The organism is Rhodococcus sp. 06-235-1A (genome assembly GCF_002258785.1).
GTDB lineage: Bacteria > Actinomycetota > Actinomycetes > Mycobacteriales > Mycobacteriaceae > Rhodococcoides.
The window spans coordinates 44,639-71,193 of the sequence record NZ_NOYI01000020.1; the positions used below are offsets into that span (position 1 = coordinate 44,639).

The 26,555-nt window shown below is 63.9% G+C and carries 31 protein-coding genes and 1 pseudogene; 14 read left to right on the forward strand and 18 right to left on the reverse strand.

Features of this window, described 5'->3' with window-relative positions; all coding sequences use genetic code 11:
* Positions 1-5 precede the first annotated feature (5 nt).
* The 4 genes from CH275_RS18400 to CH275_RS18415 are packed head-to-tail and all read right to left on the reverse strand — an operon-like array spanning position 6 to position 2,771.
* The gene (locus CH275_RS18400) at positions 6-1,217 is read right to left on the reverse strand and encodes an NAD(P)/FAD-dependent oxidoreductase (RefSeq protein WP_094679740.1); all 1,212 of its coding nucleotides are present in this window, start codon (positions 1,215-1,217) and stop codon (positions 6-8) included.
* Complete coding sequence (locus CH275_RS18405; RefSeq protein ID WP_027495558.1) at positions 1,214-1,387, reverse strand: rubredoxin; 174 nt, start codon at positions 1,385-1,387, stop codon at positions 1,214-1,216. The genes CH275_RS18400 and CH275_RS18405 overlap by 4 nt, the downstream gene beginning before the upstream one ends.
* Positions 1,384-1,548: a rubredoxin gene (locus tag CH275_RS18410; RefSeq protein ID WP_094679741.1), complete on the reverse strand. Its 165-nt coding sequence runs from the start codon at positions 1,546-1,548 to the stop codon at positions 1,384-1,386. The genes CH275_RS18405 and CH275_RS18410 overlap by 4 nt, the downstream gene beginning before the upstream one ends.
* Positions 1,548-2,771 (reverse strand): alkane 1-monooxygenase, encoded by a 1,224-nt coding sequence (locus tag CH275_RS18415; RefSeq protein ID WP_094679742.1) that lies wholly within the window; start codon positions 2,769-2,771, stop codon positions 1,548-1,550. The genes CH275_RS18410 and CH275_RS18415 overlap by 1 nt, the downstream gene beginning before the upstream one ends.
* Positions 2,772-3,077: 306 nt before the next feature.
* On the opposite strand from CH275_RS18415, the gene CH275_RS18420 reads away from it, so the two are divergent.
* The 3 genes from CH275_RS18420 (at position 3,078) to CH275_RS18430 (ending at position 5,261) form a co-directional block, all read left to right on the forward strand.
* Positions 3,078-3,494, forward strand: coding sequence for a hypothetical protein (locus tag CH275_RS18420; RefSeq protein WP_143546815.1), 417 nt, complete (start codon positions 3,078-3,080; stop codon positions 3,492-3,494).
* Positions 3,495-3,834: 340 nt separating this feature from the next.
* Positions 3,835-4,053 (forward strand): hypothetical protein, encoded by a 219-nt coding sequence (locus CH275_RS18425; protein WP_143546816.1) that lies wholly within the window; start codon positions 3,835-3,837, stop codon positions 4,051-4,053.
* Positions 4,054-4,151: 98 nt separating this feature from the next.
* Positions 4,152-5,261, forward strand: coding sequence for a GGDEF domain-containing protein (locus CH275_RS18430; RefSeq protein WP_143546817.1), 1,110 nt, complete (start codon positions 4,152-4,154; stop codon positions 5,259-5,261).
* Positions 5,262-5,321: 60 nt separating this feature from the next.
* Here the strand turns inward: CH275_RS18430 and CH275_RS18435 are convergent, their stop codons facing one another.
* Together CH275_RS18435 and praA are read right to left on the reverse strand one after the other, a co-directional pair.
* Entirely contained in the window at positions 5,322-6,041 is a 720-nt protein-coding gene (locus CH275_RS18435; protein WP_094679746.1) for a hypothetical protein, read from the reverse strand.
* A 46-nt stretch (positions 6,042-6,087) separates the two neighbouring features.
* Positions 6,088-6,597, reverse strand: a complete 510-nt coding sequence (gene praA / locus CH275_RS18440; RefSeq protein WP_094679747.1) for an alkane oxidation protein activator PraA — start codon at positions 6,595-6,597, stop codon at positions 6,088-6,090.
* Between the two features lie 446 nt (positions 6,598-7,043).
* Between praA and CH275_RS18445 the strand changes: the two genes are divergently transcribed.
* Complete coding sequence (locus tag CH275_RS18445) at positions 7,044-8,258, forward strand: DICT sensory domain-containing protein (protein WP_094679748.1); 1,215 nt, start codon at positions 7,044-7,046, stop codon at positions 8,256-8,258.
* Positions 8,259-8,402: 144 nt separating this feature from the next.
* On the opposite strand, the pseudogene CH275_RS18450 reads toward CH275_RS18445, so the two are convergent.
* From CH275_RS18450 to CH275_RS18485, 8 genes and pseudogenes are all read right to left on the reverse strand, one after another.
* Positions 8,403-8,582, reverse strand: a pseudogene (locus tag CH275_RS18450) (ANTAR domain-containing protein); the annotation flags it as partial.
* Positions 8,583-8,757: 175 nt separating this feature from the next.
* Positions 8,758-9,066, reverse strand: a complete 309-nt coding sequence (locus CH275_RS18455; RefSeq protein ID WP_179276214.1) for a WhiB family transcriptional regulator — start codon at positions 9,064-9,066, stop codon at positions 8,758-8,760.
* 156 nt (positions 9,067-9,222) lie between these two features.
* The gene (locus tag CH275_RS18460) at positions 9,223-9,471 is read right to left on the reverse strand and encodes a hypothetical protein (RefSeq protein ID WP_094679751.1); all 249 of its coding nucleotides are present in this window, start codon (positions 9,469-9,471) and stop codon (positions 9,223-9,225) included.
* A gap of 15 nt (positions 9,472-9,486) precedes the next feature.
* A complete protein-coding gene (locus tag CH275_RS18465) occupies positions 9,487-9,687 on the reverse strand; it encodes a hypothetical protein (protein ID WP_094679752.1) in 201 nt (66 codons plus the stop codon).
* Between the two features lie 251 nt (positions 9,688-9,938).
* Entirely contained in the window at positions 9,939-10,337 is a 399-nt protein-coding gene (locus CH275_RS18470) for a VOC family protein (protein ID WP_256991110.1), read from the reverse strand.
* A gap of 40 nt (positions 10,338-10,377) precedes the next feature.
* On the reverse strand, positions 10,378-10,917 hold the full coding sequence (locus CH275_RS18475) for a flavodoxin domain-containing protein (RefSeq protein WP_094679753.1): 540 nt from the start codon (positions 10,915-10,917) through the stop codon (positions 10,378-10,380).
* A gap of 163 nt (positions 10,918-11,080) precedes the next feature.
* The gene (locus tag CH275_RS30080; RefSeq protein ID WP_256991111.1) at positions 11,081-11,203 is read right to left on the reverse strand and encodes a hypothetical protein; all 123 of its coding nucleotides are present in this window, start codon (positions 11,201-11,203) and stop codon (positions 11,081-11,083) included.
* Positions 11,200-12,111 (reverse strand): universal stress protein, encoded by a 912-nt coding sequence (locus tag CH275_RS18485; RefSeq protein ID WP_094679755.1) that lies wholly within the window; start codon positions 12,109-12,111, stop codon positions 11,200-11,202. The genes CH275_RS30080 and CH275_RS18485 overlap by 4 nt, the downstream gene beginning before the upstream one ends.
* Positions 12,112-12,304: 193 nt before the next feature.
* Between CH275_RS18485 and CH275_RS18490 the strand changes: the two genes are divergently transcribed.
* The 4 genes from CH275_RS18490 (at position 12,305) to CH275_RS18505 (ending at position 16,512) form a co-directional block, all read left to right on the forward strand.
* Positions 12,305-12,976: a response regulator gene (locus CH275_RS18490; RefSeq protein WP_094679756.1), complete on the forward strand. Its 672-nt coding sequence runs from the start codon at positions 12,305-12,307 to the stop codon at positions 12,974-12,976.
* On the forward strand, positions 12,969-14,681 hold the full coding sequence (locus tag CH275_RS18495) for a sensor histidine kinase (RefSeq protein ID WP_094679757.1): 1,713 nt from the start codon (positions 12,969-12,971) through the stop codon (positions 14,679-14,681). Before CH275_RS18490 ends, CH275_RS18495 begins: the two co-directional genes overlap by 8 nt.
* Positions 14,682-14,788: 107 nt before the next feature.
* Positions 14,789-15,631, forward strand: a complete 843-nt coding sequence (locus CH275_RS18500; RefSeq protein ID WP_094679758.1) for a universal stress protein — start codon at positions 14,789-14,791, stop codon at positions 15,629-15,631.
* Positions 15,628-16,512 (forward strand): universal stress protein, encoded by an 885-nt coding sequence (locus CH275_RS18505; RefSeq protein ID WP_094679759.1) that lies wholly within the window; start codon positions 15,628-15,630, stop codon positions 16,510-16,512. The genes CH275_RS18500 and CH275_RS18505 overlap by 4 nt, the downstream gene beginning before the upstream one ends.
* Before the next feature lie 11 nt (positions 16,513-16,523).
* Here CH275_RS18505 and CH275_RS18510 read toward each other — a convergent pair whose 3' ends face one another.
* Entirely contained in the window at positions 16,524-18,914 is a 2,391-nt protein-coding gene (locus CH275_RS18510; RefSeq protein WP_094679760.1) for a phosphoketolase family protein, read from the reverse strand.
* Positions 18,911-19,789: a universal stress protein gene (locus CH275_RS18515; protein ID WP_094679761.1), complete on the reverse strand. Its 879-nt coding sequence runs from the start codon at positions 19,787-19,789 to the stop codon at positions 18,911-18,913. The genes CH275_RS18510 and CH275_RS18515 overlap by 4 nt, the downstream gene beginning before the upstream one ends.
* A 151-nt stretch (positions 19,790-19,940) precedes the next feature.
* Between CH275_RS18515 and CH275_RS18520 the strand changes: the two genes are divergently transcribed.
* The 3 genes from CH275_RS18520 to CH275_RS18530 all read left to right on the forward strand — a co-directional run bounded on the left by CH275_RS18520 (position 19,941) and on the right by CH275_RS18530 (position 22,501).
* On the forward strand, positions 19,941-20,336 hold the full coding sequence (locus CH275_RS18520) for a DUF6153 family protein (RefSeq protein WP_094679762.1): 396 nt from the start codon (positions 19,941-19,943) through the stop codon (positions 20,334-20,336).
* Between the two features lie 82 nt (positions 20,337-20,418).
* Complete coding sequence (locus CH275_RS18525) at positions 20,419-21,045, forward strand: DUF305 domain-containing protein (protein ID WP_094679847.1); 627 nt, start codon at positions 20,419-20,421, stop codon at positions 21,043-21,045.
* A gap of 148 nt (positions 21,046-21,193) precedes the next feature.
* Complete coding sequence (locus CH275_RS18530; RefSeq protein ID WP_094679763.1) at positions 21,194-22,501, forward strand: NAD(P)/FAD-dependent oxidoreductase; 1,308 nt, start codon at positions 21,194-21,196, stop codon at positions 22,499-22,501.
* Between the two features lie 93 nt (positions 22,502-22,594).
* On the opposite strand, the gene CH275_RS18535 is transcribed toward CH275_RS18530, so the two are convergent.
* Positions 22,595-22,990, reverse strand: coding sequence for a hypothetical protein (locus CH275_RS18535; protein ID WP_094679764.1), 396 nt, complete (start codon positions 22,988-22,990; stop codon positions 22,595-22,597).
* An 81-nt stretch (positions 22,991-23,071) separates the two neighbouring features.
* Here CH275_RS18535 and CH275_RS18540 point away from each other — a divergent pair, with 81 nt between their 5' ends.
* From CH275_RS18540 to CH275_RS18550, 3 genes are all read left to right on the forward strand, one after another.
* Positions 23,072-24,352 carry a hypothetical protein gene (locus CH275_RS18540; protein ID WP_094679765.1) on the forward strand — a complete coding sequence of 427 codons (1,281 nt, stop codon included), beginning with the start codon at positions 23,072-23,074 and terminating at the stop codon, positions 24,350-24,352.
* A 177-nt stretch (positions 24,353-24,529) separates the two neighbouring features.
* Entirely contained in the window at positions 24,530-25,495 is a 966-nt protein-coding gene (locus tag CH275_RS18545) for an alpha/beta hydrolase (protein WP_373453722.1), read from the forward strand.
* A 107-nt stretch (positions 25,496-25,602) separates the two neighbouring features.
* The gene (locus tag CH275_RS18550) at positions 25,603-25,899 is read left to right on the forward strand and encodes a hypothetical protein (RefSeq protein WP_032376174.1); all 297 of its coding nucleotides are present in this window, start codon (positions 25,603-25,605) and stop codon (positions 25,897-25,899) included.
* A 51-nt stretch (positions 25,900-25,950) separates the two neighbouring features.
* Here CH275_RS18550 and CH275_RS30425 read toward each other — a convergent pair whose 3' ends face one another.
* The gene (locus CH275_RS30425) at positions 25,951-26,541 is read right to left on the reverse strand and encodes a CsbD family protein (protein ID WP_094679849.1); all 591 of its coding nucleotides are present in this window, start codon (positions 26,539-26,541) and stop codon (positions 25,951-25,953) included.
* Positions 26,542-26,555 lie beyond the last annotated feature (14 nt).

Consider the following 26,555-nt stretch of genomic DNA (forward strand, 5'->3'; position numbering starts at 1 on the left):
CGACTCTATCGAACGACCGCATGCGGCTGATCCAGCCAATCTTCTCCGAGGAGTTCCCGGTCTACGCGGTCTCCGTGCGCGATGAGGGATCTGATCTGTCGGATGTCCTTGGGGTAGCCCACACCGATCGCCCCGACGAGGGTGTCGCCGCGCAGCGCACAGGCGGTGAAGCGGCGGTCCTCGATGGAGCCGCGAACCACGACGTACTCGTCGTCGACACCGGTCCACCCCGCGAACTGCAGGTTGACGCCGTGCTGAGTGGACCAGCCCCACGGCACATCGAGACTGCCGACATCGAGACCGAGAATGGACCGTGCGGCCCGAGTGGCCTGATCGACGGCACCGTTCCAGTGCTCACTCCGATAGGTGCCGCCGAGGATCGTGTTGGGCACTTCGGCGACGTCTCCCGCGGCGTAGACGGTCGGTGTCGAGGTGCGCATCCCCGCGTCGACCAGAATGCCGGAGCCGATCTCGAGACCGAGTTGCGCGGCGAGCTCGGTGTTGGGGACCGCGCCGACGGATACCAGAACGGTGCCGGCGGACCATGAGCGGCCGTCCGCAGAGGTGACCACCAGGATTTCGCCGCGCTCCTCGAGGGTCGTCACGATGACGTCGGTGTGCATCTCGATGCCGTTGTCCGCATGCAGGTCTCGATACATCTGCGATATCGCGGCAGGTGCGATCCGGTTCAGCGGAGCCGATGCTGCCTCGAGCACTGTCACCTCGGCACCGAGCGATCGGGCTGCTGCCGCCGCCTCGCACCCGATCAAGCCGCCGCCGATCACCAACAGTGATCCGGTGCGCTCGATGTCGGCATGCAGCGGTGCGACATCGGCGACGGTGCGGAGAGTGAACACGTGAGCCGAGCTCGGCAGGTCGAGTTGCCGTGCCCGCGAACCGGTTGCGAGCAGCAACGCGTCGTACGGAACCGGGTCGCCCTCGTCGAGCTGCACGGCCGAGTCGGTGACGGCGACAGCCGTGACGCCCGCGCGGACGTCCACGCCGTCGATGGGTGCACCCAACCGGACCTGATCGACCGACTTGGTGCCCAGCAGCAGCTCCTTGGAGACCGCAGGACGACGGTAGGTGGCCTCCTGCTCACTTCCGATCTGCGTGATGGAACCCGTGAAGCCCTCGGCGCGTAGCACTTTGGCGGCGGTGTACCCGGTGGCGCCGGTGCCGACGATCACGATGTTCTCGGGTTGCCCAGTATTCACCCGCGTTCGACCTCGACCATCTCGAAATCGGCCTTGGCAGCGCCGCAATCGGGGCACGACCAGTCGTCGGGAATATCGTCCCAGCGTGTGCCGGGCTCGATTCCGTCCTCGGGCCAGCCCAGTTCCTCGTCGTACTCGAAACCGCACTGAACGCAGCGGTAGAGCTTCATGCCTTACTCCTGAAGTCGATTTTCTCGCGGACACCGCAGTCGGGACACGGCCAATCGTCCGGTACGTCGGCCCATGCGGTGCCGGCCGGGAAGCCCTCGCGCGGAGCGCCGTTGGCCTCGTCGTACACGAACTCGCACACCGGGCACTCGAAGGCAGCCATCACTTGGCTCCGTGCGCGGCGAGGATCTTCTCCCGCTTGGACGGCGCGATGTTGACCTTCGTGATGTCACCGTCGTAGTGATCGAGAACGCGGTGGTCCATCACCTTGCGCCACACGGGCGGGAAGTACGCCAGCGAGATCATGCTCGCGTACCCGCTCGGCAAGTTGGGCGCTCCATCCATGCTGCGCAGGGTCTGGTAGCGGCGGGTGGGATTGGCGTGGTGATCGCTGTGCCGCTGAAGGTGATACAGGAAGATGTCGGTGACGATGTGATCGGAGTTCCAGCTGTGCTCGGGGGTGCATCGCTCGTAGCGGCCGTTGTCCTTCTTCTGGCGCTGCAGGCCGTAGTGCTCGAGGTAGTTGACCGTCTCGAGCAGTGAGAATCCGTAGATTGCCTGAATGACCAAGAACGGCAACACGATCGGACCGAATACCGCGATCAGTACCGCGTACAGAACCACCGACATCAGCCACGCGTTGAGTACGTCGTTCTCGAGGCTCCAGGTGCGCTTGCCCAGTCGTTCCATGCGAGTCTTCTCGAGTTCCCAGGACGACTTCAGGCTGCCCCACACGCTTCGTGGCAAGAATGCCCAGAACGACTCGCCGAACTTCGAGCTCGCCGGATCCTCGGGAGTGGCGACCCGAACATGGTGGCCGCGATTGTGTTCGATGTAGAAGTGGCCGTAGAACGTCTGCGCCAGTGTGATTTTCGACAACCAGCGCTCGAGGCTGTCCTTCTTGTGGCCGAGCTCGTGGGCGGTGTTGATACCGACGCCGCCCATCACGCCGATGCTGATTGCCAGACCGATCTTCGAGATCAGTCCCAGACCCCCGTCGATTCCGAGCCAGGACAGGTTGTCGGCCGACCAGAGATAGCAGGCGAACACAAGGCTGGCGAGCTGAAACGGAATGTAGGCGTAGGTGCAGTACCGGTAGTACTTGTCTTCCTCCAGCGCTTTCATCACCTCGTCGGGCGGGTTGTCACCGTCGGGGCCGAAGAAGCGGTCGAGGATTGGGAGCAATCCGTAGACGAGCAGCGCACCGATCCACCACCAGACCGGGGACACCGAGTTCCAGCCGAGCTGGTTGAAGGCCCAGACCAGGCCGGTGGCCATGAACACCGCCGTGGGCGGGATCAATCCCATCAGCCAGAGGTATCGCTTTCGGTCGTGCCACTCGGCAACCGGTGCCAGCGCATGGTTGTCGACGTTCGATGCGGTCATCGTCACTCCTCGTGTAAGGCCGATCACTATGAAATGGACAATACACCGGATTTGTCATCCTGTTGTACAAATTCTAAAATTTGTACAACATCCCGACTCTCCATTGCGGCAGTCGAGTCGCGGTGGAAGCTGGTGTGTGGCGACGCGGCCTCGCGACCGAGGGTGGTGGCCGAGGTTGCCGCAGCAGCGGATGCCGCCGCTGCCTGCGCGATTCGTCGTGCCGAACTCCCTGTGAGCTGTTGGATTCGCCGATCTGCACCGAATGTCGGGGAGTTATTCGGTGGAATTGCAGGAAGCTGGCAGTACATGACCACACGTCGTCAAGACGCGTGCATCGATATTTCGTCGACGATGACCGTTCAGGATCTCGCCCGAATGGTCGTCGACGCCGCCGAACGTAGCGTCGGTGGATGGGGTATCGAGTATCTCGGTCCGGACGGCACTCGCCTCTGGTTCGGAGTGCACCGTCGTGGTTTGGGGAGGAAGCGCGAGACGGTGATGCGGTTCCTGGTCATCGCGGATACGAGACTCGATGGTGCACAGGCGCGTTCACAGATCGAGCAGTACGTTCGCAACCCGGCATCGGGAACGGTGACGCCCATCGGCCCGCGACAACTGCGCGGGTACCCGGCATATCTGGAATACCTGCGCGCGCTGCGGACGGCGGTACTCGCCGCGGACCCGGGGGCGCGGGTGACGATCGTGCCCGAAGTGCGGCCGTGAGTCAGCGGTAACGAAGGTCCGAGGTCAGAGGCGACCTTCATGGATTGCAAGGATGACCAGAGCGACCATAGTAATCGTGAGGATTACCAAGAGCGCCACGTGAACAGGATGTGTCGAGCCTGGCGGTCGAACCCCGTTCGGACCCCTCATCTGGAGCATGTCACAGACTGTAGGCCACCTCCGCTGATTGTGCACAGTATGAGTGGTACAAAACCGCTGAGCTTGCTGGATTCGCACACATGTTCGATTCGGCGTAGAGTTGCGCTCGGCGGGGCTGGGAGGGAAGCCCGGCTCCGCCGCCCAATCTGTGCACAGCTTCAGCGAAGTGGACGGTGATCCGATGGATGACGTAATGCGAAAAGCCGAGGAACTCGAGGTCTTGGTCGCGGAGCTGGAGGCGCTGGACCGCCGGCGGGTCGGACTCGGGGCCCGGCTGGTGGATCTCGAGCACTTCTTCCGTAGGGCCGGGTGCCCCGAGCTGTCCCAGCAAGCCCTCGACGCGTACGTCACGACCTATGCGGGCCGGGTGCTCGAGTTGGCCGACGGTATGCGCGGTTAGCCCGTGGTCGGGAAGTTCACGACTTTGCGGACCAGGTGGTTTCGTCTGTGGTTGACTTGTCGCTCCAGGTCGGGATACGAGGAAAGCTGCTCTGCATTGTGAACAGTCTTCGCCAATGGTGGTCGCTTCCGGTCGACTACGGGTGGAACGTCGCATACGCACGATCTCAACGCGCGTTGCGCGTCACCAGGGTTTTCATCGGAATCTGGTGTTGGCTGTACGGCGTTGCTGCAGCGATCGCCCTGACGATTCCGGCTCTCGCCGACGGTAGCCTCGGCAACTGGCCCCTGTGGGTCACCGTTGTCTCGACGGCACCGTTGGGGCTGGCCTGGGTGCTCGGTGGCTGGCCGAGCTGGCAGCTGTCCATTGCATTCGTTCTGTACGCCGACGTTCTGCTTGCCGCTGTTCTCCTCACCACCGACGAACCGTCCATGGTGTTGCCCATGGCAGCCCTGTTCACAGTCATGGGAAGCTATGTCGTGGGATTTCACGGCCCCAAACTGCTCACGGCTCACTACATGTTCGCGCTGGTCACCACCGCTGCCCTCTACGTCTCGGCTCTGATGGACGGCCCGGAGCAGCGTCTGCAGACCAACCTCTACCTCGTGATGCTGATACTGGTGATGTTCTCGGCCCCGCTGATCTGCCACGCCTTTCTCTTGATGCTTCGTCGCGACGCAACCGGCGCGTTCTACGACCCCCTCACCGGAATGCAGAACCGGCGGGGATTCGACGCGGCAATCGGCAACCTCGAATTTCGATCCGGTTCCCTCGCGTCCTTGACCGCGGTCGTGATCGACATCGACAACTTCAAAGCGGTCAACGACAGGTACGGACACGAGCACGGAGATTCCGTCATACGACTGACCGCGAACCGAATACTCGAGGTCTTCCCAGCGCCGGCTGTCACGGTTCGACTCGGCGGCGAAGAGTTCGCGGTCGTCTGCGTCGGCGGTCTCGATTCGATGATCGAACGATCCGAACTGCTACGAATCCGACTGTGTGACAACACGGATCGGTCCCCACTGACCGCCTCGTTGGGCATCGCAGAGGCGGCTGTCGGGACGCGGGTAATCGAGGCCGACATCAACGATCTGCTGAGCCGCGCCGATAAGGCCATGTATCAGGCCAAGGGACTGGGCGGCAATCGCGTCGCGCAGTACGTGGACGATTCTCTGGAGTGCCGACCCGTCGACGAACGGAAGTGAGGCGCCGACCGATTCCGAATCCGGAACCGGTCGACGCCACGATGGGTCTACTGCGTACTTCTAGCTGGCAACCTTGGCCGCGATCGCGGACTGCGTTCCGACGTCGAAGACGGGGTTGGTCAGGTGCACGTCGAGGGTGTTGCCCGGGCCGGCGATGATTGCATTGAGCACCGAGGTGAACGCGCCACAGTTCTTGAACTGCGGAATCGTGTACGTGCCCTTGACATGTGAGTCGGTCTGGTTGTTCTGGATCAGGTCGATCGCATCGAGCGAACCGGTGAGGTTGGCGGTGGTTTCGGCGGTGACGCAATTGGCGCCCGCGGGGATGAGGTCGACCGACGCCGAGCCCGCCGACCCGGTGTCGATGCCCAGGGGCTTCACCGAGTCGATCCGGATCTTGAAGCTCTGCTGAACGTCGAGATCCAACGTGGGTGCTTCGGCGGGGCCGCCCTGGGTGAGGGTGCCGGAGACCGGGGTCGCGTCGATGATCGAGATGGTGAAATTGGCCAGCGTTGCGGGGCCGAGTTTGAGGTTCGCCGATGCCTGCGGGAGGGCGAGCGAACCGGTAACCGTTCCGCCGACCAGGTCGACGTCGGTGACCAGGTCGGTAGTCGGGAACACGACCGGCTGACCGGTCTTGGCGATGATCGTCGTCGTGTCTGCCTGGAACGTGATGGGAAGCGTGTCGGCAGCGTTGGCCGGGGCGGCCACCATCGTCGCCAGTGCGACGGACGAGGCCAGTGCCGCCATGGTGACGATAGTCTTGTTGCGGATCTTCACGTGGTTTCCTTCGAATGTCGGTTTGTTTGTCGGACGAGGTCGAGAATCAGGACAGGGTGAAGGCCGGGTTCGGCTGGACGGACAGGCTGTTGACCGTGCAGTTACCGGACATCGGCTGGTTGGTCGAGGTGAGGGTGTTGGTCATGTTGTCGAACGAACCGGCGAGGGTGGCCGGGCCGCAGTTGTAACCGACCAGCGAGAAGCCCACATTGGACACTTCGCCGGTGGTGGCGCTGGTGGGGGTGAGGGTCCAGGGCAGGTTCTTCAGCTGCGGCAGGTTGCACAGACGGTTGGAGCCGCTGATCTTGGCGTCGGTGATCGAAGCCGAGGAGCCGTCGGCGCTGGTGGCACCGATGAGATTGATGGAGCAACTCACCGGCACTCCGAACGAGGCCGGCGTGCTCACGACGATTGTTCCGGGTGCAGTGAAGGCGGTTCCTGCAGGTGAGATGGTGGCGGCACTGGCGCTGGCGGCACCGACTGTCGCCCCGGTGATGGCTACTGCGGCGAGTACGGCGGCGAGTGTACGAGAGCGGGTCGGCGGGTTGAGCGTCATCGATCGGTCCTCCAAGTCCAGAAGCGGCTCCGGAGCCCCCTCGGGGCAGCCGGTGGCACCGGAACTCCGGTAGCCAGGAGGGACGTTAGGGTGACGAAACGTATGTCGGAATTGTTTCATTTCAACTCTGTGACAAGTCACAATACGGTCGGTACGTTTGTTGTTCGCCGTAGTAACGTAATTCGGCTTCGATTCCGAAAGTCAACTGCATCATGGGTTTTCGGCCCGGTTCGACGAAGTCGGTGGGGTCGAGGCGGCATTCGGAACGAGCTCGCGTCTCGTTATCGGAGCGTTATACAAAGTTACCCAAACGAGATGGTTGCGACGACCCCCGTGACACCTTCGTCGTCCACCATGGGTTCAGCGAGAAGAAACTACGAAAATCAGGTTTGAAGACCAGCCAACCCCCGCCGGACGGGGGTCGACTTTTCGTGTCAAACTGTGGTGTGACGTTCGCGCTGGCCGAAGCAGGATCTACAGTCGACACGGACACGGGAGAGTTGACGGTGCAGCCGTATTTCGCCCCGGTCTGTCGATTGGACAACGGCGCGCTCGCAGCGATCGAAGTTCAACTACGTGGCCCCGAAGGTGGCCCACTCGCCTCGGCCGACGCCCTCAAGCGCGCCGCCAGAGCAATGGACGCCAAGCGTGAACTCGACGCACTGGCGTGGGGAGTGGCCCGACTCGAGCAGGCGGTGCGACTGCCGATGCTCGTCTCGATGGATGTCGGCTCGCTCGCCGCCATCGACTCCGCCACCGAAGAGCAACTCCGCCGCGACATCGTCGTCGTCACCGAAGCGGCGCTCGTGGACAGCCCCGCTCGTACTCTCGCGGCGATCGACAAGGCCCGGCGCGACGGTAAGGTGATCGCCGTCGACGACGTCGGTCGTCGGCCGCAATCGATGACACTGCTCCCGCTCATCGAACCGGACGTGATCATCCTCGCGGAAACTATGGTGTCCACACGACCCGGCCTGTCCACCGCGCGAACCGCCCACGCCGTGTCGGCCCAGGTCGAACGAACGGGCGCGGTGGTCGTCGCCAGCGGAGTCGACACGGCGCTGCATCGCAGCCGCGCACTCGGACTCGGTGCGACGTACGGGGTGGGCGAGCTGTACCCGGCCGCATCGTCGACCGAAGAGCTTCCGGCCGACGCCGCCGAAGTGATGCCCCCGTTCCCCACCTGGAGCACTCCCGCGATCGCTATGGAATCGCCGTACGCCATCGCGGCCGCAGGCAAGATCGCTACGCGAAGCACCAAGCGCTTACTGGTCGCGATGAGCACGTCCCTCGAGATGCAGGCTGCATCAGCGGGCCAGGAAACGTTGGTACTCGGCACTTTTCAGAGGGCCGAACACTTCACTCCCACCAGCCGTGCCCGCTGGGTATCGATGGCGGAGCAGATCTCGTATGCCGGCGTCTACGGCGTGGGCATGGGATACGTGCAGGAGGGTGGCATCGTGCACGCGCCGCTCGACCCATCGGACTCGCTCGTCGAGGAGTGGAACGTGGTGGTCCTCGGGCCACACTTCTGCGGAGTGCTCGCTGCCATCGACCTGCGCCGCGGCGAGGCCGATGCAGATCGTGAATTCGACTACGTGATGTCCTACGACCGAGCGACCGTAGTCCGTTGTGCGCGTGCGATTCTCGCGCGTTTCTGACCGCCCTGTAATGGTGCCCCCGGACGGGATGTTTCGGTCGGCCATGGCAGGGCATACGGCACATCAGGTGATGAAGTAGTCCGGACTGCCACATTGCTCAGGCCCCGTACGTTCAAAAAGCAGCGTACGGGGCTGCCTGGACAATCACCGGTCTATGGAGGCCCTGTCCACCAACTCCTGTGCGATGTCGCGGAGCTTTCGGTTGGTGCCCTGCGATCGGTCGACGAGCAGAGCGAACGCTGCGTCGGCGGAGATGCGATGCATGGCCATCAACATTCCCTTGGCTTGTTCTATCGGTGCCCGCTGCGAGAGTGCCGTCTGAACATCATCGGGCAGCCCGAAGTGGGTCACGTGCGCGGCGGTCATGCAGACATTGTTGCGCAACCCGCTCCGACGCAGGTCAGACCCGTGAAGACGCGCCGGATTCGGGTCGAACAGAGCTGTTGCCGTTACCTGATGCGTAGCGTTCGGTGACCGTAGCGTTATCGAACGACAAGGATCAAGCGGCAGGGTTGGACAGCGGTCGCCCGATCAGGAACTCGAGCGTGCGGTACGCATCGGTCCGGCGGCCGTTGCTCGCATTGTCGTGATAGGCGGCACCGGCGACGACAACGCCGACCGGAATGCGACCCGACTCGATATCGCGCGCGGTCTGCTCCGCGCAGTCGCGCAACACCGGGCAGTCGGCGCACAGGCGCCATGCCTTTTCTGCGCGTTTGCGTCCGTGCCGGGGAAGTTGTTGCGAGTCGTAGGCATCCATGTCTTCGATGCACGCACCCTTGAGGCGCCAGACCTGGTCATCTGTCATCGTCATGATCCGTTTCGCGTCGTGCCGATCGTTCCACGACCTCTGTTCCCCGTCTCGAACAACTCGAAACACCCAAATGCCTTGCGCCGCCGCAGGCCCACCCGGGTCGGACAGGACGGCGGGCGGAAACCCGCGATGCGGCCGCTGCCGCGATGGTCACCGGCGCCCCGAGCACGCCCACCTGGGCTGCCGCAAGTATCCGAGTCCGGCGGACCGGCCTGTCAGGCGCAGGGCACCGTGCACCGCGATGGCACCAAATCCCAACACGACCATGTTGGGGTGGCTGCCGAGAGCACGCCGGTCGAGGGACGCGCCCAGCCAAACGAAATACAGCGGTCCCACGAAACCCTCGGTGATGGCGAACAGGTGCACCGCGGCACACAGGGCACGCGTCTCGAAGGTCATGCACCCGCGGCGACGTCATGCAGAATTCAGCGTTGCGTGGCGACTGGACGGAAGTGCCGATGCAACGAGATCGCGAGGGTACACCGCCCCCTGTTCGGTCATCTTCACCCGGATTCGGTACTGGACCACACGCAGCTGCGCGGCCAGCGGACTGCGCATGAGCGCGCGCTCGTAGTCGATACCAGCGGAACGACATTCGATGTCGAGATCGGTCATGTCATGTCTCCTCGAATGGCGGAACCCACAGCGGCGAGCGAGTCGGCAATCGTCCCGGAGGTGTCGATCACGTTTGCACCAGGCCACGGGCGTCGGGCACCGGCCATGGCGTCGTACACCGCGTCGGACGCGTCGGACGCGCCTCGCGGATGGGTCGCGATACGTTCCAGTGCGAGGCCGGCCGCACCCTTCGGGATGCACGCGGCTGGTTCCCGCCTCGGCTTCCGTGAACGACGCTGCCGGTCGAGTGCTCAGCGAAAGCGGCGTGCAATGACGCTGCGCGGCAATTGCGACGGGCTGGGATACGCGACCAGAACCCGATTGCCATCAGGGTCACAGCCGTCGACGTAGCTGACCCCGCCCTCACTGTGCGCGTACGTCGATGGGTACCACTTGCGGAGCCGAGCACCCATTTCGTTGAGGGACTCCGCCCGTTGGGCGGACCACATGATCTCGTTGACTCCGAGAGCTCCGATCGGGCGCTGCGCAGACATCGGATCAGCGTGTAGGTAGATCTGAAAACCGTTGCGAGCCAACAACAGGGCCGCGTCTTCTTCCCTGATGGAGACGGTGAATTCGAACACCGAGCAGTAGAAGTCGATCGATCGAGACAGTTCCCGTACCCGGATCAACGCGGATGCGACTGCCACCGTGGCGATGTGCGATGGGATCGCCCCGGTGGTGCCCGGGCTAGAGATGATCCCTCGAACGAACCACGCGCACCGGACGTTGGGCATGTTCGGCAAGGACGCCGCTGATGTCTTCGGCCCATCGGGCGACGTCTGCGGGCGATCGACTGTCGCCGTCTCCAGCCTTGATCAGCCGCACAACCGCACGCTCGAAACTCGACAGCCGCGAGTGGTCCAGCTTGCCTCCGAATACGCGATGCTCGATCGCCCAATGAGCCTTGGTCTCTTTCGGTCGAGTTCCGGTGGGCGTGCTGCCATCCAAAGGACCACTGGAAAAGAGCCACACCGGCATCGTTTCCAGTTCGGCTTGTTCTCGGGCGATCAGTGAGCGGGCATCTTTGAGCCACCGGCCCATGTACACGCCGCTGCCGATGATCGCGGCGTCGTACTCGGCAATGCTGTCGACATCGGAGGCATCACGAACATCGACTGTCGTCGTACTGTCGATGCCGGACAACCGATGCAAGAGAGTCGAGCCGAGCCAACGTCCGATCTCTCTGGTGGCACCGTGGCGGGTCGCCGTTGCGATCAGGATGCGCATGTGGATTTCCCGTCTGTGTTGGTTCGGGTTCGGTTGAATCGCGCTGCAAGACCGTCCATCTGTGTCAGGTATTGCATCCGATCCAGGTCCCCGCGTGCGTACCGCGCGGCGAACAGTTCTTCCAACGTGTTGGGTCCGGCGCTGTCGAATGGAGGAACGAGAATCATGCCAGGTGGTCCTTGTCGCGGAGGAAAGAAAGCTGGTCGATGATCACTGTGCGCTGCTGGGCCTCCAGCGAGTAGGGACTTACGACCCACATGATCGGCCGAAGGTGTTCGGACTTCATCGGTATTCGTTCGTCGTGGTCGTTCGAGTGCGGGCTGCACCGGGCACAACGGTGACCGGACACGTCGCGCGTGCGACCACCGATCGGCTGGTCGAACCTAGCATCATGCCGGCGAATCCGCCGCGGCCGTGACTGCCCAACACCAGGATTTGAGCGCTCTGTGCGTAGTCGAGCAGCGCGTGGACCGGACGGTCTCGGACAGCAACATGTCGCAGTGGCACCGACGGATGCCGCTTCGCGCATTCGTCCACAGCTCCCGCCAGTATGTCGTCGGCTTCGGGCCGGTGGGTTGCCCATTCGAGACCGGGAACCGACATCCCGATCGACAGATCGGAATCGGCCCATGCGTGCACAGCAGTGAGCGCCACACCTCGCACGTCGGCTTCCTCGAACGCCCACTTCACGGCGCCCATGGCGGCCGAGGTTCCATCGACTCCGACCACTACAGGATCGGACTGTGCGTAGCCGCCCGTGGGCCGAGTGTGAACGACCGTGACCGGGCAGTGTGAGTGCGTGCTCAGTACAACACTGACCGAACCCAACGACGCGCGCTGTGCCGCACCGAGACCGTGCGTCCCGATGACGACCATGCGGGACGTCTCGGACAACTCCAGCAAGGTCGCAGCGGCAGGTCGATCCGACAGAAGTACGTCGACGACGATGGTCGATCCGGCCGACGTTGTGGCCTGGGCTATCGACATGGCCTCGTCCAACACGACGTTCGTCTCGGACCTCAGGTGAGCGGATGTTCGTTCGGGCAACGCATCGAGCCCCGTGAGTACCGTCGGGACAGCAGAGACGATCGTCAGGTCGGAGCTGTGCAGTTCGGCATCGAGCACGGCCCATCTGAGGGCGTCGAGAGACGCCGCGGAACCGTCGACTCCGACGACGGTGTGGGATGTGCCCATCTGATGTTTCCTTTCATGGTGGTGTCAGAGCTCCATCAGACGCTTCGGACCGGCATCCGCGCGCCAGGACAACTACACCGACGGCAGGGACTTTCGGCTCCACTTTCGATGACCAAAGGTGAAGCTCCCCCGCCTGCGGGTCCGTAGTGTTGGGGGAGATGCGCCCACCGAGGACGCCGGTGAGGGGCTGGACGTGGTCACAGTGTTCTTGGTCGACGATCACGAGATAGTGCGTCGCGGTCTGATCGATCTCATCGATTCCGATTCCGATCTTTCCGTGATCGGTGAAGCCGGAAGTTGCGCACAGGCACTCGCTCGTATTCCCGCACTGAGGCCGGACGTCGCCGTTCTCGATGTGCGACTCCCCGACGGCAACGGCATCGAGCTCTGCCGCGAATTGCTCGACCGACTCCCCGATCTCAAATGCATGATGCTGACTTCGTTCACCGAGGACCAAGCCATGCTCGACGCGATTCTCGCCGGCGCGAGCGGGTACGTCGTCAAGGACATCACCGGAATGGAGTTGACTCGCGCGATCAAGGACGTCGGTTCGGGTCGGTCACTGTTGGACAATCGCGCAGCAGCAGCGCTGATGGACAAGCTGCGGGCCGGCACGGCCGCTCCCGGACCGATCGACCACCTCACAGGTCAGGAACGCACACTGCTCGATCTCCTGGGAGAGGGACTGACGAACCGTCAGATCGCGTCACGAATGTTCTTGGCGGAGAAGACAGTGAAGAACTACGTCTCCCGGCTGCTCGCCAAACTCGGCATGGAACGTCGAACCCAGGCCGCGGTGTACGCGTCGAGACTGGCCGATACGCACCCGAAATCGGATAGGCAGCCAGGGTCTTCGGATGGATGATCGTCACGGCGAGCACGGCTCCGGGCTGCCGCAGCTCCGGCTCGGTGAATTGCTGGCCGAGGTACAGGACCGGATCGGACGCATCGCGGATGCCCGTGTGCAGGCCGATGGGCTGCTGGACGCCATGTTCGTCATCACCTCCGGCCTCGACCTGGAAGTGACGTTGCGGTCGATCGTAGAGTCGGCCGTCAGCCTCGTCGGTGCTCGGTACGGGGCACTCGGTGTCCGCGGCGACGGACACGATCTGAAGGCATTCATTCATCACGGCATCGACGATGACGTGCGCGACGCCATCGGCCAACTCCCCACCGGCCGAGGTGTGCTGGGTCTGCTGATCGACCAACCCCACGTACTGCGACTCGAAGACCTCTCGGTACATCCGGAGGCAGTGGGCTTCCCTCCGAACCATCCACCGATGAAATCGTTTCTCGGCGTACCCATTCGGGTGCGCGACGAAGTGTTCGGAAATCTGTACCTCACCGAGAAGAAGGACGGAGCCCAGTTCACCGAGGACGACGAGGTGGTGACGCGGGCCCTTGCCTCGGCGGCCGGCATCGCGATCGAGAACGCACACCTGTACGAGGAGTCGCGGATTCGTCAATCCTGGATGGAAGCGATGCGCGACATCGGTACCGAGCTGTTGGCCGGGAGCGACATCGACGAAGTTCTGCACATGGTGTCGAGGCGAGCCTTGCATCTGACCGGGGCCGACACCGCGTTCATCGCTGTTCCCGCAGTCACGGGCCAGCAGTCGGACGCGGTCTCCCAGTTGGTCATCTCCGTCGCCGAAGGGCACGACGCTGACGCACTGGTGGGATCCCTCATCCCGGTCGAGGGGTCGAGTTCCGGTGCGGCATATCGACTTCGAACGGCGACTCGTAAGGAGAATCTGGACTACTGGCCCAACGAGCACGTTGCAGGTAGGTTCGGCCCGGCGCTGATCTCACCGCTGCGGGTGGCCGACGGTGTGCGTGGTGTTCTGGTGACGTTGCGTCGACGGGGTGCTCTTGTGTTCAACGACTCCCAACTCGATCTCGTGTCCAGTTTTGCCGACCAGGCCGCGTTGGTCATGCAGATGGCAGACACGACGCGGCGCATGCACGAACTCGACGTCCTCGCCGACCGTGACCGGATTGCCCGCGACCTCCACGATCACGTCATCCAACGCATCTTCGCCGCCGGATTGTCGCTGCAGAGCACACTGCAGAAGACGGAGCTCGACGACATTCGTCAACGCCTGACCCGCACCATCGATGATCTGCAGGACACCGTCCAGGACATCCGCACAACGATTTTCGATCTGCAGAGTACGACGCATTCGACCACTCGTCTTCGACAGCGTGTCAACGGAGCTGTCCTCGAACTCACCGAGAGCGTTCCCCTCCGCGCAGTGGTTCGCATGTTCGGGCCCCTGTCGGTCATCGACAGTTCCCTTGCCGACCACGCCGTCGCCGTCATTCGTGAAGCGGTGAGCAATGTCGTCCATCATGCTCGGGCCGAGACCGTCAATGTCACCTTGGCGGTCGGGGACGATCTGCGCATCGAGGTCTCCGACGACGGAATCGGGTTGAACGAGAACATCACTCGTAGTGGATTGGCGAACCTCGAAGCGCGGGCAGTCGATTGCGGCGGCGCGATGATTTTCGGGCCGTCCGCAGCCGACGTAGGTGGCACCGAGCTGATCTGGTCGGTGCCGCTGCCCTGACGGCGGACGACCTTGGTCACTTGTTCCGATGACCTCGGACTGCTGTGTGAGGCGTGCCTGCGCTCGTAGCGTTCTCGTTGTAGACGCGCACCATCGAGAGGCATCTGATGAACACTTCACATTCCACCGGACCGGTCACGGTCGGTATCGACGGATCGGAGACCGCACTCGACGCGGTCCGGTTCGCCGTGCAGGAAGCACGGGGGAGGGGCAGGTCGCTTCGCCTGGTCCACGTGATCGGCAGACACACAAAGCTCGAAACGGTATACGGGGCTCCGGATGTCGACGGTGACTACGCCCGCGCGGCATTGAGCCGTGCTGCCGATCTGGCCGCAGCCATCGACCCGGCGATAACTGTCGAATCGGTCGTTCTGCATGGGCGTCCTGAATCGGTGATGACGGCGGAAGCCGGATCTGCGTCCCTGCTCGTACTGGGGACTACGACCGAGGGCGCGGTGGCGGCCTGGGTTCTCGGATCGATGGTCGGGGCAGTGGTGGAAGCGTCACCCCATCCCGTGGCGATCGTCCGACACTTCGACGCCGAACGCCACGGCCCGGTAGTCGCAGCGCTGGGTGATGTCGACGTGTCGGCAACCGATGTCGTTGTGGCCGAGGCATTCTGCGAGGCATCGATACGAGAGGCCGGCGTGCTTGCTGTGCATACCCAGTCTGTCGCATCCATTCTCACGGCTGCTCTCAGTGGCCCCTCCGAGGGGCTACACCCCGAATCGGCAATGGACGTTCGGCTCGAACCCTTCGGGGCGGACTACCCGGACATTCGCGTGGCGTCGGTGTACGCCGAGGCCGACTCGGGATCGGAGTTGGTCGCCATGTCCGAGACAGCCCAGCTGATGGTGGTCGGTCACGAACGAGACCGAGTGTCGGGACGAACGCTGACCGCCGTACTGCGGCATGCCCATTGCCCCGTCCTCGTCGTCCCGCACGCATGAGTACCCGTGGTGCTTCCCAGATCGTCGTCGGTGTCGACGGCTCCGGTTCGTCGCTCGACGCAGTCGGCTGGGCGGCGCGTGCGGCGGAGCTGCGCGGCGCACCGTTGAAGCTGGTGTCCGCTTACCAGGTCAAGGCCCTGTACACCAGTTTCGTCGCGCTGCCGTCTCACATCGGCTCCGAGGAGCACACAGCCGCCGAGTCGACCCTGGCATGGGCGGCGCTGGTAGCTCGACGTTCGGTGAAGAACCCGGACACGCTCACCATCATGAGCGAATCGATTGTGGGACCGACGATTCAGGCCATGCTCGATCAGAGCTCGAGTGCCTCGATGATGGTGGTCGGCTCGCGCGGCAACGGCGAATACTTCGCCGAAATGCTCGGCTCGGTGAGCACGGCGGTGGCGGTGCAAGCACACTGCCCGGTTGTCATCGTCCAGGGAAGTGTGGAGGTGCATTCGTCGCGCGGACCCGTCGTCCTCGGAGTGGACGTGTCGGCGCACAACCAGAAGGCCGTCCGGTTGGCATTCGAGGAAGCCTCGCTTCGGGGTACCGGACTGGTTGCCGTGCACGTGTCGACGGACGTGCTGATCTCGTCGCCCGACGCGTCCGCGGCGGACAGAGCGGACGCGGTCGTCTCCAACGGCCGAACCGTGCTGTCGGAGAGCCTCTCCGGCTGGAGTGAGCAGTACCCGGACGTGAAGGTGCAACAAACTGTATTGCGCGGCAACGTGGCCGACAAGATCCTCGAGGCGGCATCACGCGCGCAGGCCGTCGTCGTCGGTTCGAGCGGACGCGGCGGTTTCAGCGGTCTACTTCTCGGATCCACCGTCCGTTCGCTGGCCCACCGCGTCGACTGTCCGTTGATCATCGCCCGCGGGTAGCGACCGATCCGTCACGACCACCGCCACTGCCGAATCTCCGGGAGATCCTCGAAATGTTCCCGGATGTACGCGTCGTGTCGTACGAGTTGGTCCTGGCAGTACAACCGTAGTTGTTCGGCACCGGCCGGGGTGATCTGCGTTCGGTCGAGGGCGGCGAGCGCGAGGTGGTAGCGACTGATCTTGTTGAGCACCACCATGTCGAACGGTGTTGTCGTGGTGCCCTGTTCGATGAATCCGCGAACGTGGAATCGTTGGGCATCGGGCCGGCCGTGTACCAGCTGGTGCACCGCGCGGGGATAACCGTGGAACGCGAAGACCACATCGACCGAGGCGGTGAACAGATCCACGAACTGCTCGTCGGTGAATCCGTGCGGATGATCGACGACGGGGAGCAGCGCCATCAGATCGATGACGTTGACCACGCGAACCCTGAGCTCGGGAGTCCACGTACGCAACAGCTCTGCGGCAGCGAGGGTCTCCTCAGTCGGCACGTCGCCTGCACACGCCAGAACTATCTCGGGGTCCTCGTCGGTATCGGCCACTTCGGTGCCGGCCCAGTCCCAGCGGGACGCACCCGCCGCGGCATGCGCCCGCGCTTCGGGAAGCGTCAGATACTGCGGGTGACTCTGCTTGTCCACCACCAGAACGTTGACGTGGCCTCGACTGCGGAAGCAATGGTCGGCAACGGCGAGCAAGGTATTGGCGTCCGGTGGCAGCCAGACGCGCACGACGTCCGGTGCCAGCGGAATCACCGCGTCGATCAATCCGGGACCCTGATGACTGAATCCGTTGTGGTCGTTGCGCCAACACGTGCTGGTGAGCAGCACGTTGAGCGACGCGACGGGGGCCCGCCAGGCAAGTGTGGCCGCATGCTGCAGCCACTTGGTGTGCTGGATCAGCATCGACACGCTCACCATGGCGAAGGCCTCGTAGCTCGCGAACAGGCCGTGTCGACCCGACAGCAGGTACGCCTCCAGCCAGCCCTCGCACAGGTGCTCGCTGAGCACCTCCAGCACGCGGCCGTCGGGCCCGAGGTTGTCGTCGAACTCGGTGGTCGGCAGCTGCCAGCATCTGTCGGTGGCCTCGAACACGGCCTGTAGCCGGTTGCTCGCGGTCTCGTCGGGACAGAACAGACGAAAGTTTCCGCCGCCGTGGGGCTGTGCGTTGTCGAGGTAGATATCGCGCATCATCTCCCCGAGCACGGTGGTCGTCTCGTGCGACGTGCGCCCCGGAGACTCGACGGTGAGCGCATAGTTCTCGAGGTCGCGAATGACCAGGGGCTGCAACAGTAGTCCGCCGTTGGCATGTGGGGTGGCACCGAGGCGTTTTTCTCCGGTTGGAGTGAGCTCGCGGATGGAGTCCACCGGAGCGCCGTTCTCGTCGAAGAGGGATCGGGGATCGTAGGAGAGCAGCCACTTCTCGAGCAGATCCAGATGTGCTGGGTTCTCGCGGACACCGGACAGTGGCACCTGGTGCGCCCAGTGGGTGCCCTCGATGAGCTTGCCGTCCACCTCGTGCGGTCCCGTCCAGCCCTTGGGAGCGCGGAGAACGATGGCGGGCCATTCGATGTCGTGATGTGGTTCGCCGTCGCGGACGGCGTGCTGGATTCTCTCGATCGTCTCGTGGGCTCGGGTGAGGGCGCTTTCGAAGGCCGGGAACACTTCTCGGGGGTCGTCGCCCTCGACGAAGATCGGTGCCCAGCCCTGACCGCTCAGGTAGTCCGCGATCGATCGATCGGTACTGCGTCCGAGAACCGTCGGTCCGGATATCTTCCCGTCGTTCAGATGCAGGATGGGCAACACGGCCCCGTCGCGAATCGGATTGAGAAAAGCCGGGATCTTCCACGAACCGGACAGGGGACCGGTCTCCGCCTCACCGTCCCCGACGACACAGGCGACGATCAGATCGGGATTGTCGAACGCGGCACCGGCGGCGTGCACGAGGGCGTAACCCAGCTCGCCGCCCTCGTGAATACTGCCCGGAGTCTGGACACTGACGTGGCTCGGAATGCCCTTGGGAGTGGAGAATTGCCGACACAGACGCTGGACGCCGTCGATGTCGAGCGAAATGTCCGGATAGATCTCGCTGTACGTTCCCTCGAGGTAGGTGTTCGCCACCAAGGCCGGACCGCCGTGGCCCGGACCGGTGACGTACAGCCAGTCCGAACGGGTTCGACGAATCACGCGGTTGAGGAGGGTGTAGATCATCGACAGGCCAGGGCTCGTGCCCCAGTGCCCAAGCAGCCTCGGCTTGATGTGTTGGGCTGTCAGGGGGCGACGCAGCAACACGTTGTCCTGCAGATAGATCTGCGTCACCGTCAGATAGTTGGCCGCAGCCCAGTAGCGCAGGTCTGCATCCAGTTCGTCGGAGCTGTAGGTGGTTTCGGTGGTGGGCGCGGTCATCGGTTCGTGGGTACGACGACGACGGGAACATCCACCGAATGCAGCACCGCACGCGAGGTGGAACCGAGAAGCATCGACGCGAATCCGCCCCGACCGCGGCTTCCCACAACGATCAACTGCGCTGTCTCGGACGCGCGGACCAGTTCACGAACCGGTCTGTCCTGAACCACAACTCGGTGGATCGTGACGTCCGGGTAGTCCTCCGACCACCCGGCGAGGCTTTCGGCCAGTGACGTTTTCTCGGCGAGTTCGGAATCGGCCCACGGACCCTCGTCGTCGCGCGTCAACACGCTGCCCAGCTCGAGGTCGCTCCAGGCGTGCACCGCGACGAGGTCGACGCCTCGCATCGACGCTTCCTGCAGAGCGAAGCCGATGGCGGGTTGGCTGTTGGTGGTGCAATCCACGCCGACGACGACCGGCCCGTCGCTGACGATGTCCGACTTGATCACTGCCACCGGGCATTTCGCGTGCGACACGACGGCGGTACTGATCGACCCGATCAACCCGCCCGTGAACTCGCCGAGTCCCCGCGAACCGACCACGATCAAGGCGGGGGCGACATCGAAGTGCGTCAGATTGCGCGCGGCAGAGCCGTGTTCGAGTCGAGTGTCGAGAATCAGTGAGTTGCCCGCTGCGGTCTTGTGCGCAACGTCGACAGCGGCGCTCAGCACGCGCTTGGCCTCGACATCCGGATCTGCGAATGCGCCGATCCGGAGGCTGATGGCATCCCCGTAGGTTCCCGGCGCGAACAGAGACGACGTGACCAACTCGAGCGGAGCGTGGCGTCGAACAGCCTCGCGTGTTGCCCAGCAGACCGCGTCGAGCGATGTGGCGGATCCGTCGACTCCGACGACTACCCGGCTCGATGCATTCATGACGAATTCCCGTCCATTGACTTACGTGTGCAGATACATCCTGAGCATGGCCCGAATCGGACCGGCGCAGACAGAGGCGGAAGTCCTTCGGTGCGGGGCGGAAGTCCCTGCCAGCTACCCCCAGGGGGTATAAATTGCTATCGTCGGTGACATGTACTCAGTGATCCGACGCAGTCGCCCGGGCTTCGCCTCGGCGACCGGATTGCTGATCGCGCTGACGATCTTCGGGGTGCTGCTGATGCACTCGGTGACACCTACGATGTCGGCAAGCAGCGAACACGCTGCCTTGGCGTCGGTATCGCACCACGAGGATCCGGTTCAGGTGGCTGCCGCCGAGCCCGACTGCCCGTCCGCGCATCAGATGATGCATCCGTGCGCGGGAACCACGGTGTCGTGGGCTGCGCTGTCGCTCCCATCTACGAGCGTCGATGGCGTCCACTCGCTGATGTCGAAGGACGGTATCGGCGGGCGCACCGATTCCATCTCGGAGCGTGCGCCGCCGTGGACCCACTGGGAGTTGGACAGATCGGTGACCTTGCGAGTGTGACAGGGAGCCCGGTGGACACGCGTCCATCGGCGGATCGACAGACATCCATCCCTGTTTTCCATACTTGTGCAAGGAGATTGAAGTGCGTACCAAACTGGTCGCTGCGCTGGCTACCGCCACCGTGAGCGCATTCCTCGTCGCCGGCTGCAGCAGCGACACTTCCGACATGCCGATGGCCGGCCATTCGATGGGCTCGTCGAACTCGTCGTCGGCGTCATCCATCCAGGCCGACGCGTCCGCGGAGTTCAACAACGCGGACGTGATGTTCGCTCGGATGATGTACCCGCATCACGCGCAGGCGATCGAGATGGCGGCAATGGTCCAGGGCCGCACCGACAATCCGGACGTCGTGGCGTTGGCGTCGGCGATAGAAGCCGCGCAGCAGCCCGAAATGGATCGGATGACCGGCTGGCTCGCCGAATGGGGTCAGCCCGCACCCTCGTCCGATATGGGTGAGATGAGCGGAATGGACCACAGCTCGGGCATGGGCATGATGTCCCAACAGGACATGGATGCGTTGACTGCTCTGTCGGGTGCGGAGTTCGACCGCCAATGGCTGACGATGATGATCGAGCACCACGAAGGCGCAATCGAGATGGCGAACATCGAGATCGCCGACGGCTCGAACCCCGACGCGCAGGAGATGGCACGCACGATCGTGGCCACGCAGCAGCAGGAAGTCGACACCATGCAGGCGTTGCTCGGCTGACCTGTCCCAGTACGCCGGCGGCCGTGCCCTGTCACGGGGTAGGGCCCTCGGTGAGGGGGTTCCGAACGGTCTGTTCGTCGGCGAACTCGACTACGCTGAACACTCGGAGAATCCATCTCCGCAGGTCGGTCCGAGGGAGAACGTTCAGATGGCACGTCCACGTGTTTTGGTGCTCGGCGGCGGATTCGGCGGACTTCATGCTGCGCGGCGTCTGCGCAACGAGGACGTCGATGTCACCGTGCTCGAGCGCGGCACCTCTCACGTCTTCCAGCCATTGCTCTACCAGTGCGCCACCGGATTGGTGTCCGAGGGTTCGATCGCCAGCCCGCTACGGCACCTGCTGCGCAAACAGAAGAACGTGTATGTGGCACTGGGCGAAGCGACGTCCGTTACCGCCGGCGGCGACGGCGGAGTGGTGACGGCCAGCCGATTCGACGGGTCGACCTTCGAGCTGCCCTACGACTACCTGGTCGTCGCCGTCGGAATGCAGCAGGCCTATCACGGCCACGACGAATACGTGCAGTGGGCACCGGGCATGAAGACCCTCGACGACGCCCTCGCGATTCGGCGAAAGTTGATCTCCGCCTTCGAGATGGCCGAGTCCCTCCCCACCGCCGAGGAGCGTCGGCCGTGGCTCACCTTCGCGGTGGCCGGGGGAGGCCCCACCGGTGTCGAGTTGGCCGGTCAGATAAGGGAACTCGCAACCAGGGCGCTGGCGAAGGAGTTCGACTCCATCGACCCGTCGGAAGCCCGCGTCCTGCTCTTTCACGGCGGCGACCGCGTACTCGAATCGTTCCCCGACTCACTGACGACAAAGGCGCAGCGGACCCTCGACATCGTCGGCGTGGAAACACATCTCGGCGTGCACGTCACCGACGTCACGGCCTCCGACGTCGAAGTGACGGCCAAGGCCGAACCGAAGACGGTCACTCGCTACGACACTCACACGGTGCTGTGGACCGCAGGCGTCGAAGCCGTTCCGTTCGTGAAGCAACTCGCCGACGCGATGGGCGTGGAGCAGGACCGTTCAGGTCGCATCGCCGTGGAGCCCGACCTGTCGATCCCGGGACACCGCAACGTCTTCGTCGTCGGAGACATCATGTCTCTGAACAAGCTCGCCGGAGTGGCAGAAGTGGCGATGCAGGGCGGCAAAGCTGCGGGTGCGGCAATCGCCGCCGATGTATCCGGTTCTGCGCGTCCGGATTTCAAGTATCGAGACCTCGGCACCGCAGCCTACATCGCCCGCGGACATGCGTTGGTGCAGGCCGGGCCACTGAAGATGTCGGGATTCCTGGGCTGGGTATCGTGGGGCGTCATCCACATCGCGTTCCTGGCCGGCAACCGCAACCGCGTCGGGACGCTGATCAACTGGGCCGCAACCCTGGCCACCGGAACCCGACGCGAACGCGCCATCACCTACGGCGACCCGGAAACGGCGCGTAGGCCGTACAACTGATCTGGTTGTCCATTATTCGCACCCGCGCCCGGAATCCCGCTTTCGGGGGCAAATAGTGGACGCTCAGGTCAGTTGCCGCCGGTGTCGCCCGGGTCAGCCGATGCCGGGGATGAAGCCGGGGTAGACGAAGTGACCGGGACCGCCGCCGGGCAACAGGTGGCCCGTCGAACCCGGATAGTTCATGTTCAGCGGAATCAGCTTGTGTGGGTTGCCGTTCGAGTCGGCCTGCCAGCATTCGAGCAGCACCCCGTGGAATCCGGTGCACACGATGCGCGTGCTGTTTCCGTACGGGGACGTCAATCGGTTCTTGCTGACGAAAGGATTCCAGTAGTCCAGGTCCTGAGGCGTCAGGAATCCGGTGACGTCCTGCGGAGCCGTCGGACTCGGATACGGCGGAGGAGTGGGCCACTCGTCGGCGTTGGCGGTACCCATTCCGAGGGTGGCGGCACCTGCGATGGCGCAAGCAATGACGGCGGTGCGACGAAACATCTCGATCGACTCCTTCGCGGGGCGGGCACCCAATAGACCACACACACCCGTCCTGTGGGAACACCTCTACATTTGACGACCATGACGGCGATGGATCGCTACGGGCCTGTGGCGGCAACGGTGTGCGGTGGATTCGTTGCCGGATACTCGATTCGGGAATCGCTGGGGTGGGACTCGTTCTACATCGAATCCTCGGGTTACTGGTACAGGGCGTTCGTCACCGCGCAGTGGGCCGGAACTCTCGCCGTCATGTCTGCCGTGATCGTGTTGGCCGTCGTACATTCCCGACGCTCCCCGGTGGCGGCCGCACTGGCGGCAGCGCTCGGCGCGGTGATCATCGCGCTCCCGTCGGTCGTACCGATCGCGTCCAATCAGGCGGTCACCACCAACGCCATCGGTGCCGGAGTTCTGGTGGGCGTGTGTGGGCACATCGCGGCCGGTCGCCGAGGTCTGTCGGCTGCACTCGCCGTCGGCCTGCTCGGTTCGATGCTGTACTACGCGGCGATCTCCGGTTTGCGGGGGCCGCGCGAGGGTCGCTGGATGGCAGGTCTCGACCCGCAGTACGTCGGATCCACCGTCCCTCTGCTCCTTCTTCTTCCGATCGCAGCCCTTGTGGTGATCGTTGCTTCGAGGGCACCCGTCGTGCGGTTCGAGGCGGCGGATGCGGTGATCGTCGTCGTGGTCGCGTTCGTCTACCTGGTCGTCTACACCTACCTCGGCAATACGACGTCGTCGGTGCGAATGTGGCTGTTCGCCGTCGTGATCGCAGTGGCACTCACTTATGGCGGGACGCTGAACCTCGACGGTCGTGACGGCCGATACGTGATGGCGGGGTCGGCGATCGCGGCGTCGGGGGTGAATTCTCTGGGATGGTCGGACGCGTCGTGGTGGGTACTGCTCATCGCTGCGTCGCTGTTCGTCGCGGCGGTACGGGTGGGCCTGCACCGAGACCTGTCGACGCCCGCGCTCGTCGTGCTCGCCGTCGTCACAGCAACCGGCCTGATTCCGGCCGGCGACAGCACGGTCAATGTCGTTGGAACCGTTGCGTATTGCACGCTGTACCCCATCGCCCTCGGCCTGGTGATCGGATCGATGCAACCCACGCGCACGGTGGCGTCGACCATCACGCCCCTGATTCCGTTCGCATTGACGCTGTTCTGGATCTCGGCCCCGGTGCCGCCGCGAGAGTTCGGTTGGACGGACGGGACACCCGACGACTACGTCCGGCCCACTGTCTGGTTGTATTCACCGCTGCCGGTCGGTGTGGTGACGGCGGTGATCGTCGTCGTGGCCTGTCTTTTCGCCATCCGCAGCGACACTCCGGACCATCACGATCGGGTGTCGGATTCCTCCGGTCCATGACTCCCCGGTCGGTTGCTCGAGGTAACGTCACCTCATCTTCGGCCGATGTAGAAACTCGACCGGTGTAACTCGACGAAAAGGTGAAACAGCGTGCCACGATCTCGACGACACGGCTTCCGGCGAATCGGTTCGGCTACGGCCGTCGCCCTCGCAGTGGCGATTCTTCCGACCGCGCTGATGACGCCCGTCGCGTCCGCGGACGAGCTGCCCGCCGCGACGACCCAGTCGAGTAACGGATCACGGATCGAGTCGGTCAGCACCCTCGACAACCGCCAGGTCCAGTTGCAGGTGTTCTCCGCGTCGATGAACCGCACCATTCCTGTGACAGTCCAGCGGCCCGCCGACGAGAGCGTGTCGCGTCCGGTGCTGTACCTGCTCAACGGTGCAGGCGGCGGCGAGGATTCGGCGTCGTGGCAGTCGCAGACCGACGCCGAGCAATTCTTCGCCGACAAGAACGCCTACATCGTGACTCCGCAGAAGGGCAAGTGGTCTTACTACACCGACTGGCTGCAGGACGATCCGAAGCTCGGCAGCAACAAGTGGAGCACCTTCCTCGGTGAGGAACTGCCCCCACTGATCGACGCGCAGTTCGACACCAACGGTCGGCAGTCGCTCGCAGCGCTGTCGATGACGGGCACCTCGGTCCTCAACATCGCGATCAAGTACCCGGGCAAGTTCACCGGCGTCGCGGCATACAGCGGCTGCGCTCAGACCTCCGACCCGATCGGACAGCAGTTCGTCAAGCTCGTCGTCGAGACCTACGGCGGCGGCAACGTCGAGAACATGTGGGGACCACTCGACGGCCCCGTGTGGCGCGAGAACGATCCGCTGCTCAATGCCGAGAAGCTCCGCGGAACGCAGATCTACATGAGCACCGGAAGCGGACTGCCCGGCGCACCGAACGACACCTACGCCAACCCGCGGTTGAAGAACGACCCGGCGACCCTGGCGAACCAAGTGATCGTCGGCGGCGGTATCGAGGTGGCGACCAACTTCTGCACGTCGAACCTGGCGAAGCGCCTCGACCAGCTCGGAATCCCGGCCACGGTCGACTTCCGTCCGGTGGGCAACCACTCCTGGGGCTACTGGCAGGACGACCTGCACAAGTCCTGGCCGTTCCTGGCAGGATCGCTCGGCATTTGATCTCCTCGTAGTGTCGACAGACGGCCACCCGCACTTCTCGTGCGGGTGGCCGTTTCTCGTTGCGGGGACGGGTATGACTGCGTATGAATCGAACGTATGATCGAACGATGGCACGGCGCGCGCAACCTCGACCGGCGTCTGCCGTGCGCCCCTTCAAGTTGCTTCGACCGCCGCTGAAGGTGTGGATCGACCTGAACATCCTCTACCCGTTACCGCCGCACCATGCGTCGAAGTTCAATCCCGAAGGATTCGACGTGCGACGCGTGGTGCCCGGCGATCTGGTCGAATGGTCCATCACCGTCGACGGCGACTGGCTGGGCCGCGTCACCTATGAGTTGATGTCGCGCGATCGCAGTGAAACCGTCACGCACTGGGTGCCCAGCCGCGCGCTCAAGCCGCTCTAGAGACGCGAAGAGCCCCGCCTCGAACGAGGCGGGGCTTCGGTGTGATCACCTTCAGAAGCTGTGCTTACGTGCCTTCTTGGCGAGCTTGCGGGTGGTGCGCTTCGACGGAACGAACAGGTGAGCGGCGCTGCGGCGACGGTTGCGGCGACGAATCAGTACGAACGCGACGGCTCCGGCTGCGGCTGCGATGGCTGCGATGACCGGAGTGCCGACCTTCGCGGCCTGGGCGACATCGTCGCTGTCGATGTTGCGAACCGTGTTCTTCACGTCGTCGGCGACAGCGGAGGCCTTGTCGGCTGCCTTGTCGGCGACCTGGGAGGCCTTCTCCTTCACGTCGTCGACGTCGACGTTCCCGACCTTGTCCTTGACGGCGTCCTTCACATCCTCGGCCACGTCGGACGCCTTCTCGGCGACGTCGCTGGCCGCATGCTTGGCTTCCTTGGCGGCACCTGCCGCGGAGTCGGCAACACTCTCGGCGGCATCGGAGACCTTGTCGGCCGCCTGATGGGTGTTGGCCTTCGCCTGATCCTTGGCACCCTCGGCGCGCAGGCTGTCGTCACCGGTGGCCTCGCCGGCCTTCTCCTTCGCAGTCCCGGCCAGTTCCTCTGCCTTGTGCTGAGCCTTGTCGATGAAGTCGGCCATCGTGCGTACCTCTT